The organism is Streptomyces sp. DSM 41931, assembly GCF_050271085.1.
Taxonomy (GTDB): Bacteria; Actinomycetota; Actinomycetes; order Streptomycetales; family Streptomycetaceae; genus Streptomyces; species Streptomyces albogriseolus.
In genome coordinates this window covers 397,420-415,577 of the sequence record NZ_CP189902.1, presented here as the reverse complement: position 1 = coordinate 415,577, position 18,158 = coordinate 397,420, and the positions used below count along the sequence as shown (strand labels likewise).

Genomic DNA, 18,158 nt, shown 5'->3' with positions numbered 1-18,158 from the left:
GCTCGCCATGGACGTACTCAGCCGCCCTCTGATCGACCGCACCCTGCCGCTCCTCGCCGAGGGGTACGCCTGGCTCCCCAACCGGATGCGCGAGGCGTCCGGCTCCGTGGTCCGCACCCGGATCATGGGCCGCCCCGCCCTCGCCCTGCGCGGACCCGAGGCGGTCCGCTTTTTCTACGACGAACGGAACGTGCACCGGCACCGCGCCATCCCCGAGCCGGTCCTCGGCACCCTCTTCGGCCACGAGGCCGTGCACACCCTCGACGGCGCGGCCCACCGGGCCCGCAAGGAGCTGTTCCTGCCGCTGCTGGAGCCCGCCGCCGTGGCGGGACTCGCCGAGCACGTCTCCGACGCCTGGGACGAGGCCGTACCGGAGTGGGGCCGCCGCGCGTCGATCGTGCTGTTCGACGAGGCGGCCACCGTGCTCACCCGCGGCGTCCACCGCTGGGCGGGCGTGCCCCTGGACGACGCCGGGGCGGGGGCGGCCGCGCGGGACATGACCGCGATGGTGGACGGCTTCGCCACCGCGGGACCGCGCCATCTGCGGGCCCGGCGCGCCCGCGGCCGCCAGGAGGAGCGGCTGGCGCGCCTGGTCCGCGACGTCCGTGCCGGACAGGTCGCCGCGCCCGCCGGCTCGGTGCTGGAGCGGGTCTGCGCGCACACGGACGCGGGCGGGGAGCCGCTGGACGAGAAGACGGCCGCCGTCGAACTGCTCAACGTGCTGCGCCCGACCACCGCCCTCGCCTGGTTCGTCGCCTTCGCCACGCACGCCCTGCACCGCCGGCCGGAGAACCGGGCGCCGCTCGCGCGGGGGGACGTGGCGTTCGGGACGGCGTTCGCGCACGAGGTGCGCCGCTTCTACCCGTTCGTGCCGTTCCTCGGCGGTCTCGCGGCCCGTGACCTGTTCTGGCGGGGCGCCTGGGTGCCCGAAGGAGGTCTGGTGGTGCTCGACGTGTACGGCCAGAACCACGACGAGACGCTGTGGGGCGACCCGTACACGTTCAGGCCGCGCCGCTTCCTCGAACGGGCCGTCGGGCGCGACGAACTGATCCCGCAGGGCGGCGGCGATCCGGCGACGGGCCACCGCTGCCCCGGAGAGGGCCTCACCGTCGGCGTGTTGGAGACCCTCGCGGGGCGTCTCGCCCGAATGGAGTACGCCGTGCCGCAGCAGAATCTGACGATCCCGCTGAACCGCGTCCCCACGCGTCCGCACAGCGGGGTCCTCCTTGCGGGGCTACGCCCGGCCGCCGGCCGGGCGGCCTCCTCCCGCGGTGCCGCGGCACCGGGGCGAGAGGGGGAAAGGGGAAAACAAGTTCCGTAAAAGTGGCGTGATTTGTCCGATATGGGTGAGTCTGGAAGGGAAGGTACTCGCTACACCTCAGGGAGATGGTGTCATGCGTCCCGACCAGAACGTCATCGAGGAACTCACCGGAATCCAGAGCGCCGACATCGAGGCGGCGCTCGACCCGGCCGAGACCGACGGTGTGTACCGCGACAGCCGCGAGTGCGCCGCGCTGGCCCTGGCCGGCGGTTCCGGAGGGGTTCTGCTGTCGCCGCCGACCCCGCGCCCGAAGAAGGGCTGAACGGATCGACGGGAGCAGTCCTATGGAGCAGTCAGGCACTTCCGCCCTCCTGAAGGGCGCGGTGCAGGACCTCGCTTCCGGTGTGGTCTCCGCCCTTCGGGGCGGGGGCCACACCCGCGTGGTCCTCCCGGCCGCCACCGACGGGGGAGCGGGAGAGCTCACGCTCGCCGCCGTACGCGTCCTGGGCGCGGACGCGATGCTGCCTTGCCTTCTGCTGCGCACGCCGCCCGACCCGGGGGACGTGGCGGTGTTCCGCAAGGCGGTCGAGGCGTACCCGCCCCGCGAGGACGCCGCGCCCACCGTCCGGTGGAGTCACTGGGGCATGGCACGTGCCCTCCGCCGGATCGACCCCTCCTTCGCGTCCGGGCCTTCGGACGAACCCGGAACCGCCTGGCTCGACGAGGCGGAGTGGCAGTCGCTCACCCATCAACTCGCCGTACTGGCCCCGCTGGCGGTGCCCGCCGGGGACTGCGCGGTGAGCCGCGCGGCCGGGCGCCGGCCCGTCGACGTCGCCCGTGGGTTCGTCCGGGCGGTGCGCCGCCGGGACTGGCGGCAGGCCGCCGGAGCCGGCCGCTGGCTGACCCTGCTGCCCGGCGTCCCGGACACCCTCGGCCTCGAGTCCGGACTGGACTTCGTGGAGTTGATGAGCGGTGACGACCCGCTCGTCGCCCTGCACGTCCAGGCGGCACGGCTGATGCGGACCGGAGCACTCGTGTGACCGCCGCCGGCACCGATGACGTCCGGCAGGTCGCCGAGGATGCCCTCGCCTGGGTGTCCGCCCACCGCGCCGGCTTCGCACTCGGCGAGGACGCGCTGGCCGCCGACGGCCGGGTGGACGGCACCTGGAAGCCGCTCGGTGAACTGGCCCAGGTCTGCGCGACGGTGACCCGCCGTACCACCCCGGCCGACCCTCTGCACACCCGGGCGGTCGCGCTGCTGGAATTCGCCTGGCGGCAGACCCGTGAGGGCGAGCTGTTCCCGCTGCTGCAACGGCTGGAGCCGTTCGCCACCTACCCGCTGGAGGTGTACGCGGCCTTCGCCTCGGCCGGGTTCCGCCACCCCGCCTACGAGGAGGGCGCCGCCGTGGTCGCCCGCTCCCGGGGCTGGCAGTTCACCGAACAGGACCCGACCCGGCGGCTCGGCGTGCTGAAGGCCGAGGAGCGCAGCGGCGTCCGGCGGCCCGGACGGGCGCGGCACCTGCTGCGGACCACCTGGCTGGGCGGACTGCCCGAACCCTGGACCTTCGAGCGCGCCGCCGGATACGCCCTCACCCATGTGGTCTTCCACCTCACCGACTGGGGCCGCGCCGACGACCCGCTGCCGCCGGACCTCGCCCGCTATCTGGCCGACTGGCTGCCGCCCTGGCTGGACACCTGTCTGGACGCGCAGTCGTGGGACCTGGCCGGCGAGTTGCTGGCCGTGGCCGCGACCCTGCCCCACCCGCTGGACGACGTCGTCCCGCCGGACGCCTGGCAACGCCTGAGGGCCGCTCAGGACCCCACGGGCGCGATCCGCGAAGAGGGCCGCGAGACCGGGGACGGCGAGGCCCGCGACCCCGGGCGGTACTTCACCCACCACTACCACTCGACCCTGCTGGCCGCCTTCGCGGCCGTACTGACCACCGCGCACCCGGCCGGCGCGTCCGCCGGCCCGGAGGGGCGGCACGGCCGACAAGGAGCGCCGGCATGACCGACACACGCCTGATCCACACCGTCGGAGCCGGAGCCCTGGAATGGCTCTGGGCCCACCGCGACGGCTTCCGGCTGGAGCCCGACGTGGACCCGGAGGTGGGGTTTCTGGAGCGCTTCAAACCCGTCGGTGAACTCGCTCTCATCTGCTCCGTGCTGTTCCGCGAGGGAGTCGCCGGCTCCCGCCAGGCGGAACTGGCCCGCCGCCTGATCGACCACGCCTGGCGCGACACCCTGGACGGCGGACGCATGCTGGTGCGCGGACAGCGCACCGAACCGATCTCCCCCATTCCGTTCGAGGTCTATCTGCCCTTCCGTGAACTCGGTTACAGCCAGCCCGAGATGGAACGGGCCGTCGTGCTCAACCACCGCCTCGACAGCTGGCAGGCCTTCGAGACGCGCCCCAACCGCCGGCTGGCCATCTCCGCGTTCCAGCGCCGCTTCGGGCTCAGCCCCCGGCCCTCCGAGTCCGAGGCGCTGCGTGCCACCTGGCTGGCCCGCACCCCCGAACCGTGGACCGTCGAGGGCCACATCGCCTACGACATCACACACTGCGTGTTCCATCTGACCGACTGGGGCGAGAACCCCGACGGGCTGCCCCCGGACATCGCCGACTACCTCGCCACCTGGCTTCCGGCGTGGATCGACGACTGGCTGGACCTGCGGCGCTGGGATCTGCTCGGCGAACTCCTCGTGGTCGACGCCTGTCTGCCCCGCCCCACCCTCGACGAGCCCGCCTGGCGCGCCTTCGCCGCCGCCCAGCAGCCGGACGGCGCCATGCCCGCGATCCGCACGATGCCCGAGGGCGACGAGGAAGCGGTGTTCGACATCGTCTACCACTCGACGCTGGTCGCCGCCTTCGCCTCCGTCCTGGCCACCTCCCGGGCCCTCACCGCACTGGCCCGCGCCTCATGACGACGACGCACCGCACACCCTGGCCCGGCCTCCCGGCCGACGACGAGACCCCCGCACACCGGGCGGACTCCCGCGCCGACGAGCGCCTGTACGAACGGCTGGGCGACGCCGTCGCCGCGGCCGACGCGCCCGACGTCGTCTTCGCCGTGTCCCGGCACGGCCGTCGCACCGTACGCACCGGCGGCACCGCTGCGCCCTCACGGCGCCCGCGCGACACCCTCCGCTACGAGATCGGCTCGGCCACCAAGACGTTCACCGGACTGCTGCTCGCCCAGCTGATGGACAGCGGCCGGCTCTCCGGCGGCGAACCGGCCCTCACCCTGCTGGACGGCGGCCGGCCCGTCGGACCGGCTCCGGCGACGCTCGTCCACCTGATGACCCACACCGCCGGGCTGCCGCGCCTCCCGGCCGGCTTCCGCGCCCGTGCGCTGCCCGCCTGGCACACCAACCCCTACGCCCGCTACCCCGACGCGCGCGTGATCGACGCCTTCCTGCGCCATCACCCCCGCCACCGCCCCGGCACCCGCTGGCGTTACTCCAACTTCGGTGTCGCCGTGCTCGGTCACGCCCTGGCCGCCGCCACCGAAACCCCGTGGCCGGACCTGACGGCCGACCGGCTGCTGCGACCCCTCGCCCTCCGCGACACCGCCCTGCGGCCCGGCACCGGCGGCGCCGACGCCACCGGGCACGGCAAGGACGGCGCCACGGCCATGCCTCCCTTCGACGCCGGCGGCTTCCAGGCGGCGGGCGCCGTCCGGGCCACCCCGCACGACCTGCTCACCTTCCTCGAGGCCCATCTCGACCCCGCCCGGTGCCCCCCGCTGGCCGGTGCGCTGCACGCGGTACGCACCCCCGTGCTCCGCCGCGGACCCGGGCACCGGCACGTGCACACCGTCGCCTGGTTCCGTCACCCGACGGACGGCGGACCCCTCTACTTCCACGCCGGGGCCACCCCCGGCCAGCAGGCCTTCCTCGGTTTCCGGCCCGACACCGGCACCGCCCTGGCCGCCGTCTGCACCCGCCGCTTCCGCCGCCACGATCCCTTCGTGGCCACGGCCTACGCCCTGCTGGCGGAGGAGTAGCGCGGCTTCACACGGAACGATGCGGCGCCGGCGGCAGCCTCGGAGAGGGCTGCCGCCGGCGCCGCATCGGTCACCGGGTCACAGCCGCTGCCAGAGCGCCGGCGTCCCGGCGGGCGCCCACGCGCCCTGCGCCTGGTGGGTCTGCAGGCACTGGTACGTCACCCCGTCGCGGGTGACGACGGCGCCCGTCTCGTAGACCCGGCCGGCGGTCCACGCCTGGGCTCCGCCCGCCTGCTCCTGGGGCGCGGCCTGCGCGGCCGCCGTGGTCAGGGTCAGCCCGTGCTCGGAGAGGATCGGGTTGACCGGCTGGTAGAACGTGGTGCCGCCGCTGGTGCAGTTCCCGGAGCCGCCGGAGGTGACGCCCTGCGCCTGCGCGCCCGCCACGTACGGACCGCCGGAGTCGCCCGGTTCCGCGCACACCGTCGTCCGGGTCAGCCCGTTGACCGTGCCCTCCGGGTAGCGGACGCTCGCGTTGTGCTGCTCGATCACTCCGCAGTGCCAGCCCGTGGTGGAGCCGGAGCGGCACACCGACGCCCCGACGAGCGCCTGCGCCGAGCCGGTGACCTGGACCTCCTGGCCGTCCGCCGCCTTCACGTCGGGCGTCGGCGTCCACTGGCTCTGGACGGCCACCCACGCCATGTCCCGCCCGGGGAACTCGGATGCCTGGAAGGTGCCCTGCGCGGTGCGGTCGTAGCCGGTGGTGGTCGCGCCCGCCCGGCCGCAGTGGCCGGCCGTCACGAAGCCGCCCTGAGCGCCCTTGGTGACGGAGAAGCCGACGGAGCAGCGGGCCGAGTCGTTGATGTAGTACGCGTCGCCGCCGGTGATGTCCTGCAGCAGCCGGGGCCGTTCGGGCGCCAGACGGATGCCGACGTCCTCGCCCGCCACGCCCGCGGCCTCCACGAAGGCGGTGCCCGCGGCCTGGTCGACGGCCTGCACCACGACCTGGTTCCTCACCACGTCGACGTACCAGACGGGCGTGTCGAGGGTGGAGACGCGGCCGGCCGCCGCGTCCAGCTTCTCCTTCGCCGTCTGCAGCGCCGCCAGGGGCCGCTCGACCACCTGCGCGGTGGCGCCCTCGGCCTCGATGGCCGCCACGTCCTCGGCGTCGGTGGTCGCCACCGTCAGCTCGTCGGCGGTCGCGCCCCGCAGCCAGGCGCCCGCGTACCGCTCGCCCAGCACGATGCGCAGCCGGCCGGCGCGGGTGCCCGCCTCGGCCTCGTTGACCAGGCGCGCGGACGCCTGCTCCTCGTCGAGCTTCAGGTCGCGCTGGAGGGCGCTGAGCAGATGGGGGGAGGGCCGGTCGGCGCCGAGGGTCTGGGCCGCCCCGGGCGCGGGCCCCCCGGCGGGGGAGGCGTCGGCCGCCGCGGCGCAGGGGAGTCCGGCGAGAACGAGGGCGCCGAGAGCCACGAGCGCCGAGCGGCGCGCGGTCCGGGCGTGTCTGAGGACCATTCGGTACGTCTCCGTTCGTTGGGCGACGTAGCTGTCGCGGAGACCGTGTCCTTGCCCGGTCCACCCGATGGAATGTCAGGACACGCCGGAATTCGCACGTTCGATACCGCGACGGGCCCCGTGTGCAGTAGGCGGGCGGGATCGGACGGGTGACGTCACACGGGCGTCGGACCGGGCGCGCCGGCCTCCGTCACGAAGGAGGCCGCCGTGGACACCTCCGCGCCCGGCGTGGTCACCGCGGACACGGTCCGGAAGTCGGCGCGGGCGTTCTCCCGGTTCAGCTCCACCCGCAGGTAGCCGCGCCGGCCGTCGTAGAACCGCAGGTGCGGGTTGGCCTTCATGTAGGTGTCCCAGTTGGCCGGGCGCTCGGTCCCGTCGCGGCCGCTGGCGACGGAGGTGCAGGTGAGTTCCGTGCCGACGGTGGCGGAGGCGGGGTCGTCGAAGTCGTCCTTGATGTCGAAGGCGTAGGCCACGTGGACGTCGCCGGTGAGCACCAGCCAGTTGTCGACGCCGGCCGCCTTCGCCCCGGCGACGAGCCGGCCGCGGCTCGCGCGGTAGCCGTCCCAGGAGTCCATGGACAGCTTGGCCTCGGCGTTGAGGTCCAGCCGGCGCTGAGAGAAGCACACCTGCTGGGGCATCACGTTCCACAGCGCGGCGGAGGACGCCCATCCGTCGAGCAGCCAGCGCTCCTGGGCGTCCCCGGTGAGGGTGCGCGCAGGGTCGTCCGACTCCGGTCCCGGCACGTGCGGGTTGTCGTCGTAGGCCTGGTCGGAGCGGTACTGGCGGGTGTCGAGGACGTCGAACTGGGCGAGGGTGCCCCAGTGCAGGCGGCGGTACAGCTGGGCGTCGGGCCCGTCGGGGAGCTGTCCCGCGCGCAGCGGCTGGTTCTCCCAGTAGGCGCGGTAGGCGGCGGCCCGGCGGGCCAGGAACAGCGCGGGGTCGCTGCCGTTCTCGTCGTGCTCGGCCGCGTAGTTGTTCTCCGTCTCGTGGTCGTCCCAGGTGACGACGAAGGGATGCGCGGCGTGCGCGGCCCGCAGGTCCGGGTCGCTCTTGTAGAGCGCGTACCGCATCCGGTAGTCCGCGAGGGTCGCCGTCTCCCGGTTGAACACGGACGGCAGTACCCGGTCCGTGTAACCCCGGGCTCCGCCGGCGGAGTCGACGGCGTACTCGTAGAGGTAGTCGCCGAGGTGGAACACCACGTCGACGTCCTCCCGCGCCAGATGCCGGTGCACGGTGTAGTAGCCGTCGTGGTACGCCTGGCAGGCGACCGCGGCCAGCCGCAGCCGCGTCACGTCGTCGCCGGCGGCGGGCGCCGTGCGGGTACGGCCCGGGGGGCTGATCCAGGCGCCGGTGCGGAAGCGGTAGTGGTAGGTCGTCGCCGGGGCGAGGCCCCGTACGTCGACGCGGACGCTGTGCGCGTACTCGGGGTGGGCGAGGGCGGTGCCGGTGCGGACCACCAGGGCGAAGGACGCGTCGAGCGCGACCTCCCAGGCCACCTCCACCCGCTGCTGCCCCAGACCGCCGTCCGGCGTGAACGGCGCCGGGGCGAGCCGGGTCCAGATCAGCACCGAGTCCGGCAGCGGGTCGCCGGAGGCGACGCCGAGGGTGAACGGGTCCTCGGTGATGCGCGCCGTGTCGAGCCGGGGCGCGGCGAACGCGCCGCGCGCCGGGAGGCCGGTGGAGAAGGCGAGGGCGGCTGCCGCGGCGGTGACGGTCAGGAAGCGACGGCGTGACACAAGGCGGGCGGCGGTGCGCAGTTCGGCCTCGTGCGAGGTGGGGGCGAGCGCGGAGGCAGGTCGTCCGGTGCGGCCCGGCAGCGCCATCTGGTGTCCTCTCGTACGGGGCGGGGTGGACGGCAGCCGCGGGCAGGCGGGGCCGCGGACACGGAGATCCGCATGCTAGGCAGACGAAATGCTCGTCAGATGTATGCCGTGCGGGACGTTCACACCACAGGCGGTACGGGGAAGGGCGCACACGAAAGCGCCGCCGGTAGGACCGGCGGCGCTTCAGGGACCGGGGACGGATCAGCCGGCGGACGCCCGGGCGTCCGCGCCCACCCGCTCGCGCAGCGGCAGGTGGTACACGTGGAAGGCCCGTCCGATGACCGGCTGGGCGACGTTGCGCACCTTGACGCCGCCGGTGGTCATGCCGTGCTCGCTGCCGGCGTGCGCGTGCCCGTGCACGGCGAGGTCGGCGCCGGCCGTGTCGATCGCCTCGGCCAGCAGATAGCTCCCCAGGAACGGGTAGATCTCCGGCGGCTCTCCTGCCAGGGTCTCCGGCACGGGGGAGTAGTGGGTGAGCGCGATCCGCACGTCGCAGTCCTCCTCCGCCAGCCGCTCCAGCGCGGTGCGCAGACCGTCGGCACAGCGGCGGGAGACCCGGACGAACTCCTTCATCACCGGCTCGCCGAACTCCCCGGCGCTCGCCCCGACGAACCCGCCGCCGAAGCCCTTGGTGCCGGCCACCCCCACCCGCGCGTCCCCGACGGACAGGACCGTCGCCTCGCCCTCCAGGACGTGCGCGCCCGCCTCCCGCAGCAGCTCGGACACCTCGTCCTGACGGTCGTCGTGGTGGTCGTGGTTGCCCAGCACCGCCACCACCGGCACCCCGAGGCCGCGGATCTCGTCGGCGACCACCCGCGCCTCGTCCGTCGTGCCGTGCCGGGTGAGGTCGCCGGCCAGCAGCAGCAGATCCGCGCAGTCGGGCAGGGTGTCGAAGGCGGGGCGCAGCACGCCCCGGGTGTCGGGCCCCATGTGGATGTCCCCGACGGCGGCGACCCGGATCATGACAGCTCCTCCGCGTGGTCGGGGGACGAGGACTCGCTCACGACGACGTCGCAGTGCACGTCGAGCCCGCCGAGCTCCTCGCGCACCACCTCCAGGACGTCGTCGCGGCAGCGGGCCGACGGCACGGTCCCGGTGACCAGGACGGCCCCGCCGCGGACCTCGGCGTGCACGCCGAGCTCGCCCAGCTCGCCGGAGGCGAGACGGTCCTGGAAGTGGGCGACGCGGTACTCGGGACCCGCGGGCGGGGCGCCGCCCGCCGGACCGGCGTCGTGGGTGTTCATGGGGATTCCCTTCCACGGGCGGGTCAGATGACGTTCAGGCGTTCCAGCAGGAAGAAGAACGCGGCGGGCATGGGCGCGTCGCCGCAGTCGCGCCGCACCTGCTCCCAGTCGACCTTCTCGCGCAGGGCGCGGGCGATGGGCAGGACGGCGCCGAAGTCGCAGTGGTGCTCGGAGAACGCGGCGATCAGACCGGTGAGCAGGTCGGTCGGCGCGAGGACCGGCATACGGACCGACTCCACGGGGAGTTCCTGCGCGCGGCGCAGCATCTCCTCGGAGACCGGCCGGTGCGCCAGCTCGAAGATGACGTCGACGTCCTGCCCGAAGCAGGTCGCCTTGATCAGCCAGTCCTCGGGCGGGCTGTAGACGATCAGCCCGGCGTCCCGCAGCGTGGCGGCGACCGGGCCCGCGTCCTCCGGGCGGACGCAGAAGTCCACGTCGTGCTGGAGATTGCCGCTGCCGCCGTGGGCGTGCACGGCGACGCTGCCCGCCAGCGCGAAGAGATGCCCGCCCCGCTTCAGCACGGCGCCCACCTGCTTGGCCGCCTCCAGGATGGCCTGGTTGCGGTCGCGGGGCAGGTCCGCCTCGCCGTCGGGACCGAGCGGCGGCTCGGCCCGCACGTCGAGCGGCGGCGCCTCACCGGGAACATCGGAGGCCAGACGGAGATCCGGTGTCCCCGGGCGCCGCGTCCGCGCGGTGTCCTCGCCGTCCTCCGTCATGACCACTCCTTCCACGAGACCTGGTGTGCGTGTTCCTGGTACCCGGCGCGCCCGTTCCGACACGGGCCGGGACCGGCGCCGGAGCAACAACACACACCGGCCCACCCGGCCGGCCCCCGACGTCCCGCGGCCGCCGATGGCCCCCCCCCCGCCCGGCATACGCCGCCGCGTCCGGCGGGCTTTCGGGGGCGCGGGGAACTGCGCGGCCAGCCCTCGACGCGCTGCGGCCGCCGATGGCTCCCCGCCCGGCATACGCCGCCGCGTCCGGCAGTCCCCCGGTTGGGGGCGCGGGGAACTGCGCGGCCGGCCCCCGACGCCCTGCGGCCGCCGATGGACGCCCGCCCGGCACACGCCGCAGCGTCCGGCGGGCCTCCAGGGGCGCGGGGAACTGCGCGGCCGGCCCCCGACGCCCCGCGGCCGCCCATGGACCCCCGCCCAGCACACGCCGCCGCGTCCGGCAGTCCCCCGGGGACGCGGGGAACCGCGCGGCCGGACGACCGCTTCGGGCGTACCCGGGCGGCGCGCGGGCCGCTCCCGGCCGACGATGGGGTGAAAGGTCCTTGAAGCGGACACGTGTGTCCGGTGGTGGAGGTCGACATGGAGCAGGACACCTCGCGTGCGTCGGAGCTTCCGCAGCCCCTGCGGGCCGCCGTCTCGCACCTGCGGCGGCTGCCGGGCGCCGAACAGGTCGGCCGGGCGGCGGGCGCCGCCCTCGACACCCTCGGCGCGGTGTCCCCGCGCGGCCGCCGCATCGCCGTCTACACCGGTGCGGGCGTCCTCGGCGTCACCGGCCTCGTGGAGTGGCCCGTCGCCCTCACGGGCGCGGCGGTCGCGTGGCTGACCAAACCGCGGGACGAACGGGAGACCGCCGACGGCGCGCCGGCCGCCCCCGCCCCCGCCGCCGAGGACGAGGCGTGGGCCGCGGCGACCCGCGAGGGCGTGGTCCCGGCGGGCGGCGACTCCGCCGGCGGCGCCCACGAGACCCGTGACACCGGCCCGGGCGACCGTCTCACCCCCAGCCGTCACCACCCCGCACCGCGCGTACAGCCCGCCAAGGTCGGCGACGAAGGCACCGCGTCCGCGTTGCGGAAGGTCGCCGCGGCGGCCGGGCACGACGACTCCTCCGGGCGGCCGGGTCACGCCCGGCGCTCCGGCTGAGCCGGGCACGGGATCAGGCATGCTCGCACTGCTCGACGTCGCCCCGCTCGCCGGGGCCGTGGCGGGGGCCGCCGCAGGGGCGGCCCGCGGGACCGTCCGCGGCGTGGCGTCCGTCCACGTCACCACGCGCCGGCTGACGCACGTCGCCCGCAACGCCCTCGGCACCGACCGCCACTGGCGGGCCGGCCACCGCGTGCACCTCGCACTGCGCCACCCCGACGCCTCCGTCGGCCCCCTCGCCCGCAGGGCCGCCGCCGAGCTGCTGGAGCACCCCGACGTCGTGGCCGCGTACTGGGACGAGGGGCTGGCCCGGCTCGTGGTGACGGCCGTGACCGACGCGGCCGGCGACCGCGTCGCCGAGCGGGCCGTCGAGGCCGCCGAGCGCCTCGGGCTCACCGAGGACGCCGGCCCCGTGCCCGAGGCCGGCACCACGCACCCCGGCGACCCGCGCGAGGTGCGGGTCGCCGCCGCCGCGCTGCTGCTGGACGCCGCCGGTGCGGCCGGCGCCCTCGCGGGCCGGTCGCTGCGCCTGCCGCGCAGCCCCAAGGCGGTCACCGCCCTCGTCACCCTGCTCCGGGAGAACCCCCGCTTCCGCGCCCGGCTGCGCGAGCGGTTCGGCGGCAGCCGCATGGAGCTGCTGCTCGCCGCCGCCAACGCCGCCGCGCACGGCGCCGCCCAGTCCCCGGCGTCGCTGCTGCTCGACGGGCTGCTGCGCGCCGGGCAGCTCACCGAGGCGACGGCCCGTGCCGCCGCCTTCGAGGCGATCCACGACGACGTGTGCCACGAGCGGCGCACCAGCGTCCCGCCCGTACCGGGCATCCGCCCGCCCCTGCGCGTGACCCCGGCGCAGGCGTACGCGGCCAACGCCGGCACCGGCAGCGTGGCCGGGGCCGCCGCCACCTTCCTCGTCACCCACGACACCGGCGAGGCCGCCGAGGCCGTCCTCGCGGGCTCGCCGAAAGCCGCGCGCTACGGTCCCGCCGCCTTCAACTCCGTGCTGGGCACCGAACTCGCCAGGACCGGCGTGCTGGTGCGCGGCGGGGACCGGCTGCGCCAGCTGGAGATCGCCGACTCGCTGGTGCTGCACGCCGGCGCTCTGCGCGCCCTGCCCCCGGCCGAGGACGAGGAGCCCGCGCCGTACCACGACCCCGTGCACCCGTGGGCGGAGGCGGTGCTCGACGCGGCCCGCCGGGCCGGGCTGCACGTCGTCGTCACCGGCGGCTCCGAGCTGAAGGACATCACCCGCCTCGCCGACGAGGTCGCCCCCGCCGACCTGCCGTTCGGCGACGCCGTCCGCGCCCTCCAGCAGGACGGGCACATCGTCGTCAGCGTGGCCCGGGTACCCGCCGGCGGGGACCGGGACGTCGCGGACGGGCTGCCCGCGGGGGACGTGGCGATCGCCCTCACCGACGGCCGCTCGGCGGTCCCGTGGGGCGCCGACGCCCTCGCCCCGGGCGGACTCGCGGACGTCTGGCGGCTGCTCACCGCCATCCCGGCGGCCCAGCGCGTCGGCCGCCGTTCGCAGACCCTGGCCCGCGCGGGCGCCGCCCTCTCCGGGCTGCTGGTGGCCCGCGGCGGCACCCCCGGCGGCCGTGTGTGGCAGCGGCTCACCCGCCACGCCCCGGTGAACGTCGCCGCGGCCGGGGCCCTGCTCACCGGCTGGACCGAGGCCGTCCGCGTGGCCCGCGCCGCCCCGCCCGAACCCCGGCTGCACGTGCCCTGGCACGCCCTCGAACCGCACGAGGCGCGCACCCTCCTGCGGCACGCCGGCACCGAGGCCGAACCGGTCGGGCTCGCCCTGCTCGGCGCCCGCGTGCGGCAGCGGGCCGCGCGCCTGGCCGGGACCGGCGCCGCCGCGCCCGCCCGCTGGACCTGGGAGGCGGCCGGCGCGGTCCGCCGCGAGCTGGACGACCCGCTCACCCCGGTCCTGGCCACCGGCGCGGTCGCCTCGGCGCTGCTCGGCTCACTGGTGGACGCCCTGCTCGTGGTCGGCGCGATGGACCTCAACGCGGTCGCGGGCGGCCTCCAGCGGCTGCGCGCCGAACGGGCCCTCGCCCGGCTGGCCGCCCGGCAGCAGCCCCGCGCGCGACGCCACGTCACCCACCGCCGCACCGTCACCGTCGACGCGACACGGCTGCGGCCGGGCGACCATATCGACCTCATCGCCGGCGACGTCGTACCGGCGGACGCCCGCCTGCTGAGCGCCGAGGGGCTGGAGGTCGACGAGTCGTCGCTCACCGGCGAGTCGCTGCCGGTGGCCAAGGACATCGGTCCGACGCCGGGCGCGCCGGTGGCGCGGCGGACCTGCATGGTGTTCGAGGGCACCACCGTGGTGGCCGGTCGGGCCGAGGCGCTGGTGGTGGACACCGGCGACCACACCGAGGCGGGCCGCGCCGTCGCCCTCGCCTCCCGCACCCCGCCGCCCGCCGGTGTGCAGGCCCGGCTGCAGGAGCTGACCCGCAAGGCGCTGCCCGTCACGCTCACCGGCGGCGCGCTGGTGACCGGCCTGTCCCTGCTGCGGGGCAGCCCGCTGCGGCGCGCCGTCAGCGGCGGGGTCGCCGTGGCCGTCGCCGCCGTGCCCGAGGGGCTGCCGCTGGTCGCGACCGTCGCCCAGATGGCCGCCGCCCGCCGTCTGTCCCGCCGGGGCGTGCTGGTGCGCACCCCGCGCACCCTGGAGGCGCTCGGCCGGGTCGACACCATGTGCTTCGACAAGACCGGCACCCTCACCGAGAACCGCCTCCGCCTGGTGCGGGCCGCCACCGCCGACGGCGCCGTCCTGTCCCCTGACGACGCACGGGCCGTGCCGGTCGTACGGATGGCCGCGCGCGCCTGCCCCCAGGAGGAGACCGCCGAGGGCCGCAAGGTCGCGCACGCCACCGACGAGGCGGTGCTGGACGCGGCCCCGCCGGACGAGGCGTGGACCCCGGACGGCGAGCTGGCCTTCGAGGCCAGCCGCGGCTACGCGGCGGCCGTCGGCCGGGACGGCGAGGACGGCGCGTATCTCGTCGTCAAGGGCGCCCCCGAGACGGTGCTGCCCGCCTGCGCGGACCTGCCCGAGGAGGCGTCCGGCACCGCCCACACCCTTGCCGGGCAGGGACTGCGCGTCCTCGCCGTCGCCCGCCGCCGGTACGAGGGCTCCGACCCGGAGGCGGAGGTGCAGGCCGGCCTCACCGGACTGGAACTCGTCGGGTTCGTCGCCCTGGCGGACGTGCCCCGCGACACCTCGCAGGAACTCCTCACCTCCTTGCGGAAGTCCGGCATCCTGCCCGTGATGCTCACCGGCGACCATCCGGAGACCGCCCGCGCCATCGCCCTGCAACTGGGCTGGCCCGAGGAGACCCAGGTGGTCACCGGGGACGACCTGGTCGCCATGGGCCGCGCCGAACGGGTCCGCGCCCTGCACGGCGCCGGGGTCGTCGCCCGCGTGGCGCCCGAGCAGAAGCTGCACGTCGTGGAGGCCTTGCAGCAGGCCGGCCGGGTGGTCGCGATGGCCGGCGACGGGGCCAACGACGCCGCCGCCATCCGCGCCGCCGACGTGGGGGTCGGCATCGAGGCCCGCGGCTCCGCCGCCGCCCGCAACGCCGCCGACATCGTCCTCACCGGCGGCGATCTCTCCGTCCTGGTGGACGCCTTCGCCGAGGGCCGGGCGCTGTGGCGCAGCGTGGCCGACGCGGTGAGCATCCTCATCGGCGGCAACGCGGGCGAGGTCGGCTTCAGCGTGCTCGGCACCCTGCTCGCCGGCTCCTCGCCGCTGTCCACCCGCCAGCTGCTGCTGGTCAACCTGCTCACCGACATGTTCCCGGCCATGGCCGTGGCGGTGACGCCGAGCTCCGACCCGTCCACGGCGGCGCACGCCGCGACCGGCCCGATGGGCCTCGACGTGCTCGGCACGCCGCTGCTGCGCTCCATCCGGCGGCGCGGCGTCACCACCTGTCTGGGCGCGGTCACGGCGTATCTGATCGGCCGGTTCACCCCCGGCACCGAGCGCCGCTCCACCACCATGGCGCTGTGCGGGGTGGTCGGCGCGCAACTGGTGCAGACCCTTTCCGGACGCCGCCACAGCACCCTGGTGTGGGTGACCGCGCTGGGCTCCGCCGCGGTGCTGGCCGCGCTGGTGCAGACGCCCGGCGTCAGCCACTTCTTCGGCTGCGTCCCGCTGGGCCCGGTCGCCTGGGCGGGCGTCGCCCTCGCCATCACCCTGTCCGCGCTCGCCCCCCGCCTGGAACGCCTCGCCGCCGTACACCGCCTGTACGACCTCGCCACCCGCCTCACCCTGCGCCTGGCCGACTCCGCCCGCCACACCCGCCACCTGCTCCACACGGGCATCGCCCGCCCGGTCGCCTGAGCCGGAGGTCCCCGCGAGGCGCGGCCACCAGGACCGCAGCCCTGTGGGCCAGGCCGGTGTCCACCCCCGCCCTCGGCAGAAGGACGCCCGTGTCGGCAGAACGGGCGAACCGTGCACACACTGGAAGTGCAGGGCGGTTCCGGACACCCCGGCTCCGCCGACGCAGGCGGGGTGCGTGCGCCCGGCGCCGGGGCCCGCCGCTCAGCGAGAAGGGTAAGGATCGGCATGAAGGGTTACGTCTTCCACGGTCCCGGGGAGTCCGCCTGGGAGGAGGTCCCCGACCCGGAGATCCGGGAGCCCGGCGACGTCATCGTCCGCGTCGACGCCGTCACCATCTGCGGGACGGACCTGCACATCCTCAAGGGCGACGTGCCCGAGGTGCGCCCCGGGACCGTCCTCGGGCACGAGGCGGTCGGCGAGGTGGTCGAGACGGGCGCCGACGTCCGCACCGTACGGCCCGGCGACCGGGTCCTGGTCTCCTGCATCACCGCGTGCGGGCGCTGCCGTTTCTGCCGCGAGGGCATGTACGGGCAGTGCCGGGGCGGCGGAGGCTGGATCCTCGGCCACCTGATCGACGGCACCCAGGCCGAGTACGTACGGGTGCCCTTCGCCGACCTGTCGGTGTACCCGCTGCCCGGCGGCCTCGCCGACGAGGACGCGGTGCTGCTGGCGGACATCTTCCCGACCGCCTACGAGGTGGGCGTGCTCAACGGACGGGTGCGGCCCGGGGACACCGTCGTCGTGGTCGGCGCCGGACCGGTCGGGCTGGCCGCGATCGCCACGGCCAAGCTGTTCGGTCCCGAGCGCGTGGTCGCGGTGGACCTGGCGGCGTCCCGGCTCCAGGCGGCGAAGGAGTTCGGCGCCGACGCGGTGGCCGACGCGAGCGAGAGTCCCGAGCAGCTGGTCGGGGACCTCACCGGGGAACTCGGCGCGGACGTGGTGATCGAGGCGGTCGGCGTGCCGGAGACCTTCGAACTGTGCACCCGGGTGGTGCGCCCCGGCGGGCACGTCGCCAACGTCGGCGTGCACGGCGCGCCCGCCACGCTGCACCTCGAGGACCTGTGGATCAAGAACGTCACCATCACCACCGGCCTCGTCGACACGCACTCCACGCCCACCCTGCTGCGGATGGCCGCGGCCGGCCGGCTGCCCACCCGCCGACTGGTCTCCCACACCTTCGCCCTGGACCAGATGCAGGAGGCGTACGACGTGTTCGCGAACGCCGCCGAGACGGGCGCGCTCAAGGTCGTCCTCGGCGTCCCGCAGCACGAGGTCGTCCCGGTGCATCCGACGGTCTGACCGCGGGGCGGGGCGGCGGGACCCGGCCGTCCCGCCCTGCCGCACCGGCCCGGGAAGCAATGGCCGGACCGGTCCGCGAAAAGGGCCGTTCCGCCCGTGCGGGCCGGGGGAGAACGGGTCACCCTGGAGGTGGTGGCGCGGTCGGCACCCGCGCGAGGAGGTGACCTCCCATGGCGACGACGCATGGTGCGAGGCACACGGTGCCCTGGTGGCGATGGCGGGACAATCCGCTGTGCCGCCGCAGCGACGTCGCCGAGGCCTGGCTGCTGATCGCCACGGCCGTCCTCGCCCTGGTCCTCTCGGGGTTCGCGGGGCTGGCGGCGGCCGGCGCGGTCGGCGCGTCGCTCGACGACCGCCGCGCACGCACCAGCACGGTCCCGGCCGTGCTGGTCGAGAACGCGCGCGACGCGGCCCCCGCGCCCGTGTCCGAGAACGGCGACGGCGGCGTCTGGGCCGAGGTGCGCTGGACCGCTTCCGACGGCAGCCGCCACACCGGACGCGCCGAGGTCCCCGCGGACAGCGAGAAGGGCGACCAGGTCACCGTCCACACCGACGGGGACGGCCGCCTCGTGTCCGCGCCGCCCGAGGGCGCCGAGGCGCACTTCCAGATCGTCATGTCCGGCATCACGGTGTTCTTCGTCACGGGGGGCATGGTGCTGCTCTGCGGATGGATCGCCCGGGCCCGGCTGCGGCTGCGCCGCCTGGACCTCTGGGAGGCCGAGTGGCGCCAGGTCGAGCCGTCGTGGCGCAGGCGGATGACCGGCTGATCCCCACGCTCACCGCACCCGTCCCCGACGCCGACTTTGTGATCTGCTGAATTGCAAATTTTCGCAAGTCACTACATGCTGGTCTCATC

General features: G+C 75.7%; 15 protein-coding genes. 10 read left to right on the top strand and 5 right to left on the bottom strand.

Annotated elements, in window-relative coordinates; translation table 11 throughout:
* Window positions 1-7: 7 nt before the first annotated feature.
* The 6 genes from ACP7TJ_RS01985 to ACP7TJ_RS01960 all read left to right on the top strand — a co-directional run bounded on the left by ACP7TJ_RS01985 (window position 8) and on the right by ACP7TJ_RS01960 (window position 5,268).
* Window positions 8-1,321 carry a cytochrome P450 gene (locus ACP7TJ_RS01985; protein ID WP_427761865.1) on the top strand — a complete coding sequence of 438 codons (1,314 nt, stop codon included), beginning with the start codon at window positions 8-10 and terminating at the stop codon, window positions 1,319-1,321.
* Window positions 1,322-1,394: 73 nt separating this feature from the next.
* Window positions 1,395-1,583 carry a hypothetical protein gene (locus ACP7TJ_RS01980; protein ID WP_093769872.1) on the top strand — a complete coding sequence of 63 codons (189 nt, stop codon included), beginning with the start codon at window positions 1,395-1,397 and terminating at the stop codon, window positions 1,581-1,583.
* 22 nt (window positions 1,584-1,605) lie between these two features.
* A complete protein-coding gene (locus ACP7TJ_RS01975; RefSeq protein WP_189911589.1) occupies window positions 1,606-2,301 on the top strand; it encodes a hypothetical protein in 696 nt (231 codons plus the stop codon).
* Window positions 2,298-3,272 carry a DUF6895 family protein gene (locus ACP7TJ_RS01970; protein WP_189911588.1) on the top strand — a complete coding sequence of 325 codons (975 nt, stop codon included), beginning with the start codon at window positions 2,298-2,300 and terminating at the stop codon, window positions 3,270-3,272. The genes ACP7TJ_RS01975 and ACP7TJ_RS01970 overlap by 4 nt, the downstream gene beginning before the upstream one ends.
* Window positions 3,269-4,186, top strand: coding sequence for a DUF6895 family protein (locus ACP7TJ_RS01965; protein WP_266394758.1), 918 nt, complete (start codon window positions 3,269-3,271; stop codon window positions 4,184-4,186). The genes ACP7TJ_RS01970 and ACP7TJ_RS01965 overlap by 4 nt, the downstream gene beginning before the upstream one ends.
* Window positions 4,183-5,268, top strand: a complete 1,086-nt coding sequence (locus tag ACP7TJ_RS01960) for a serine hydrolase domain-containing protein (RefSeq protein WP_370162553.1) — start codon at window positions 4,183-4,185, stop codon at window positions 5,266-5,268. The genes ACP7TJ_RS01965 and ACP7TJ_RS01960 overlap by 4 nt, the downstream gene beginning before the upstream one ends.
* A 78-nt stretch (window positions 5,269-5,346) precedes the next feature.
* Here ACP7TJ_RS01960 and ACP7TJ_RS01955 read toward each other — a convergent pair whose 3' ends face one another.
* The 5 genes from ACP7TJ_RS01955 to ACP7TJ_RS01935 form a co-directional block, all read right to left on the bottom strand.
* Entirely contained in the window at window positions 5,347-6,717 is a 1,371-nt protein-coding gene (locus ACP7TJ_RS01955) for a trypsin-like serine protease (protein WP_093769867.1), read from the bottom strand.
* A 155-nt stretch (window positions 6,718-6,872) separates the two neighbouring features.
* Window positions 6,873-8,540 carry an alkaline phosphatase D family protein gene (locus tag ACP7TJ_RS01950; RefSeq protein WP_167744306.1) on the bottom strand — a complete coding sequence of 556 codons (1,668 nt, stop codon included), beginning with the start codon at window positions 8,538-8,540 and terminating at the stop codon, window positions 6,873-6,875.
* Between the two features lie 201 nt (window positions 8,541-8,741).
* Window positions 8,742-9,503 carry a metallophosphoesterase family protein gene (locus tag ACP7TJ_RS01945; RefSeq protein ID WP_167744305.1) on the bottom strand — a complete coding sequence of 254 codons (762 nt, stop codon included), beginning with the start codon at window positions 9,501-9,503 and terminating at the stop codon, window positions 8,742-8,744.
* Window positions 9,500-9,784, bottom strand: coding sequence for a BON domain-containing protein (locus ACP7TJ_RS01940; protein WP_093769864.1), 285 nt, complete (start codon window positions 9,782-9,784; stop codon window positions 9,500-9,502). Before ACP7TJ_RS01940 ends, ACP7TJ_RS01945 begins: the two co-directional genes overlap by 4 nt.
* A 23-nt stretch (window positions 9,785-9,807) precedes the next feature.
* Complete coding sequence (locus ACP7TJ_RS01935; RefSeq protein ID WP_093769863.1) at window positions 9,808-10,500, bottom strand: nucleotidyltransferase family protein; 693 nt, start codon at window positions 10,498-10,500, stop codon at window positions 9,808-9,810.
* A 597-nt stretch (window positions 10,501-11,097) separates the two neighbouring features.
* On the opposite strand from ACP7TJ_RS01935, the gene ACP7TJ_RS01930 reads away from it, so the two are divergent.
* From ACP7TJ_RS01930 to ACP7TJ_RS01915, 4 genes are all read left to right on the top strand, one after another.
* On the top strand, window positions 11,098-11,658 hold the full coding sequence (locus tag ACP7TJ_RS01930) for a hypothetical protein (RefSeq protein WP_427761863.1): 561 nt from the start codon (window positions 11,098-11,100) through the stop codon (window positions 11,656-11,658).
* Window positions 11,659-11,677: 19 nt separating this feature from the next.
* Window positions 11,678-16,003: a cation-translocating P-type ATPase gene (locus ACP7TJ_RS01925; protein WP_093769861.1), complete on the top strand. Its 4,326-nt coding sequence runs from the start codon at window positions 11,678-11,680 to the stop codon at window positions 16,001-16,003.
* A gap of 225 nt (window positions 16,004-16,228) precedes the next feature.
* Window positions 16,229-17,302 (top strand): zinc-dependent alcohol dehydrogenase family protein, encoded by a 1,074-nt coding sequence (locus tag ACP7TJ_RS01920; RefSeq protein WP_093769860.1) that lies wholly within the window; start codon window positions 16,229-16,231, stop codon window positions 17,300-17,302.
* 170 nt (window positions 17,303-17,472) lie between these two features.
* Entirely contained in the window at window positions 17,473-18,069 is a 597-nt protein-coding gene (locus ACP7TJ_RS01915; protein WP_167744302.1) for an Rv1733c family protein, read from the top strand.
* Window positions 18,070-18,158 lie beyond the last annotated feature (89 nt).

Coding starts and splice junctions, on each gene's coding strand:
- ACP7TJ_RS01985 (WP_427761865.1), top strand. CDS start 8: ATGGACGTACTCAGCCGCCCTCTGATCGACCGCACCCTGCCGCTCCTC.
- ACP7TJ_RS01980 (WP_093769872.1), top strand. CDS start 1,395: ATGCGTCCCGACCAGAACGTCATCGAGGAACTCACCGGAATCCAGAGC.
- ACP7TJ_RS01975 (WP_189911589.1), top strand. CDS start 1,606: ATGGAGCAGTCAGGCACTTCCGCCCTCCTGAAGGGCGCGGTGCAGGAC.
- ACP7TJ_RS01965 (WP_266394758.1), top strand. CDS start 3,269: ATGACCGACACACGCCTGATCCACACCGTCGGAGCCGGAGCCCTGGAA.
- ACP7TJ_RS01960 (WP_370162553.1), top strand. CDS start 4,183: ATGACGACGACGCACCGCACACCCTGGCCCGGCCTCCCGGCCGACGAC.
- ACP7TJ_RS01955 (WP_093769867.1), bottom strand. CDS start 6,717: ATGGTCCTCAGACACGCCCGGACCGCGCGCCGCTCGGCGCTCGTGGCT.
- ACP7TJ_RS01950 (WP_167744306.1), bottom strand. CDS start 8,540: ATGGCGCTGCCGGGCCGCACCGGACGACCTGCCTCCGCGCTCGCCCCC.
- ACP7TJ_RS01945 (WP_167744305.1), bottom strand. CDS start 9,503: ATGATCCGGGTCGCCGCCGTCGGGGACATCCACATGGGGCCCGACACC.
- ACP7TJ_RS01940 (WP_093769864.1), bottom strand. CDS start 9,784: ATGAACACCCACGACGCCGGTCCGGCGGGCGGCGCCCCGCCCGCGGGT.
- ACP7TJ_RS01935 (WP_093769863.1), bottom strand. CDS start 10,500: ATGACGGAGGACGGCGAGGACACCGCGCGGACGCGGCGCCCGGGGACA.
- ACP7TJ_RS01930 (WP_427761863.1), top strand. CDS start 11,098: ATGGAGCAGGACACCTCGCGTGCGTCGGAGCTTCCGCAGCCCCTGCGG.
- ACP7TJ_RS01925 (WP_093769861.1), top strand. CDS start 11,678: ATGCTCGCACTGCTCGACGTCGCCCCGCTCGCCGGGGCCGTGGCGGGG.
- ACP7TJ_RS01920 (WP_093769860.1), top strand. CDS start 16,229: ATGAAGGGTTACGTCTTCCACGGTCCCGGGGAGTCCGCCTGGGAGGAG.
- ACP7TJ_RS01915 (WP_167744302.1), top strand. CDS start 17,473: ATGGCGACGACGCATGGTGCGAGGCACACGGTGCCCTGGTGGCGATGG.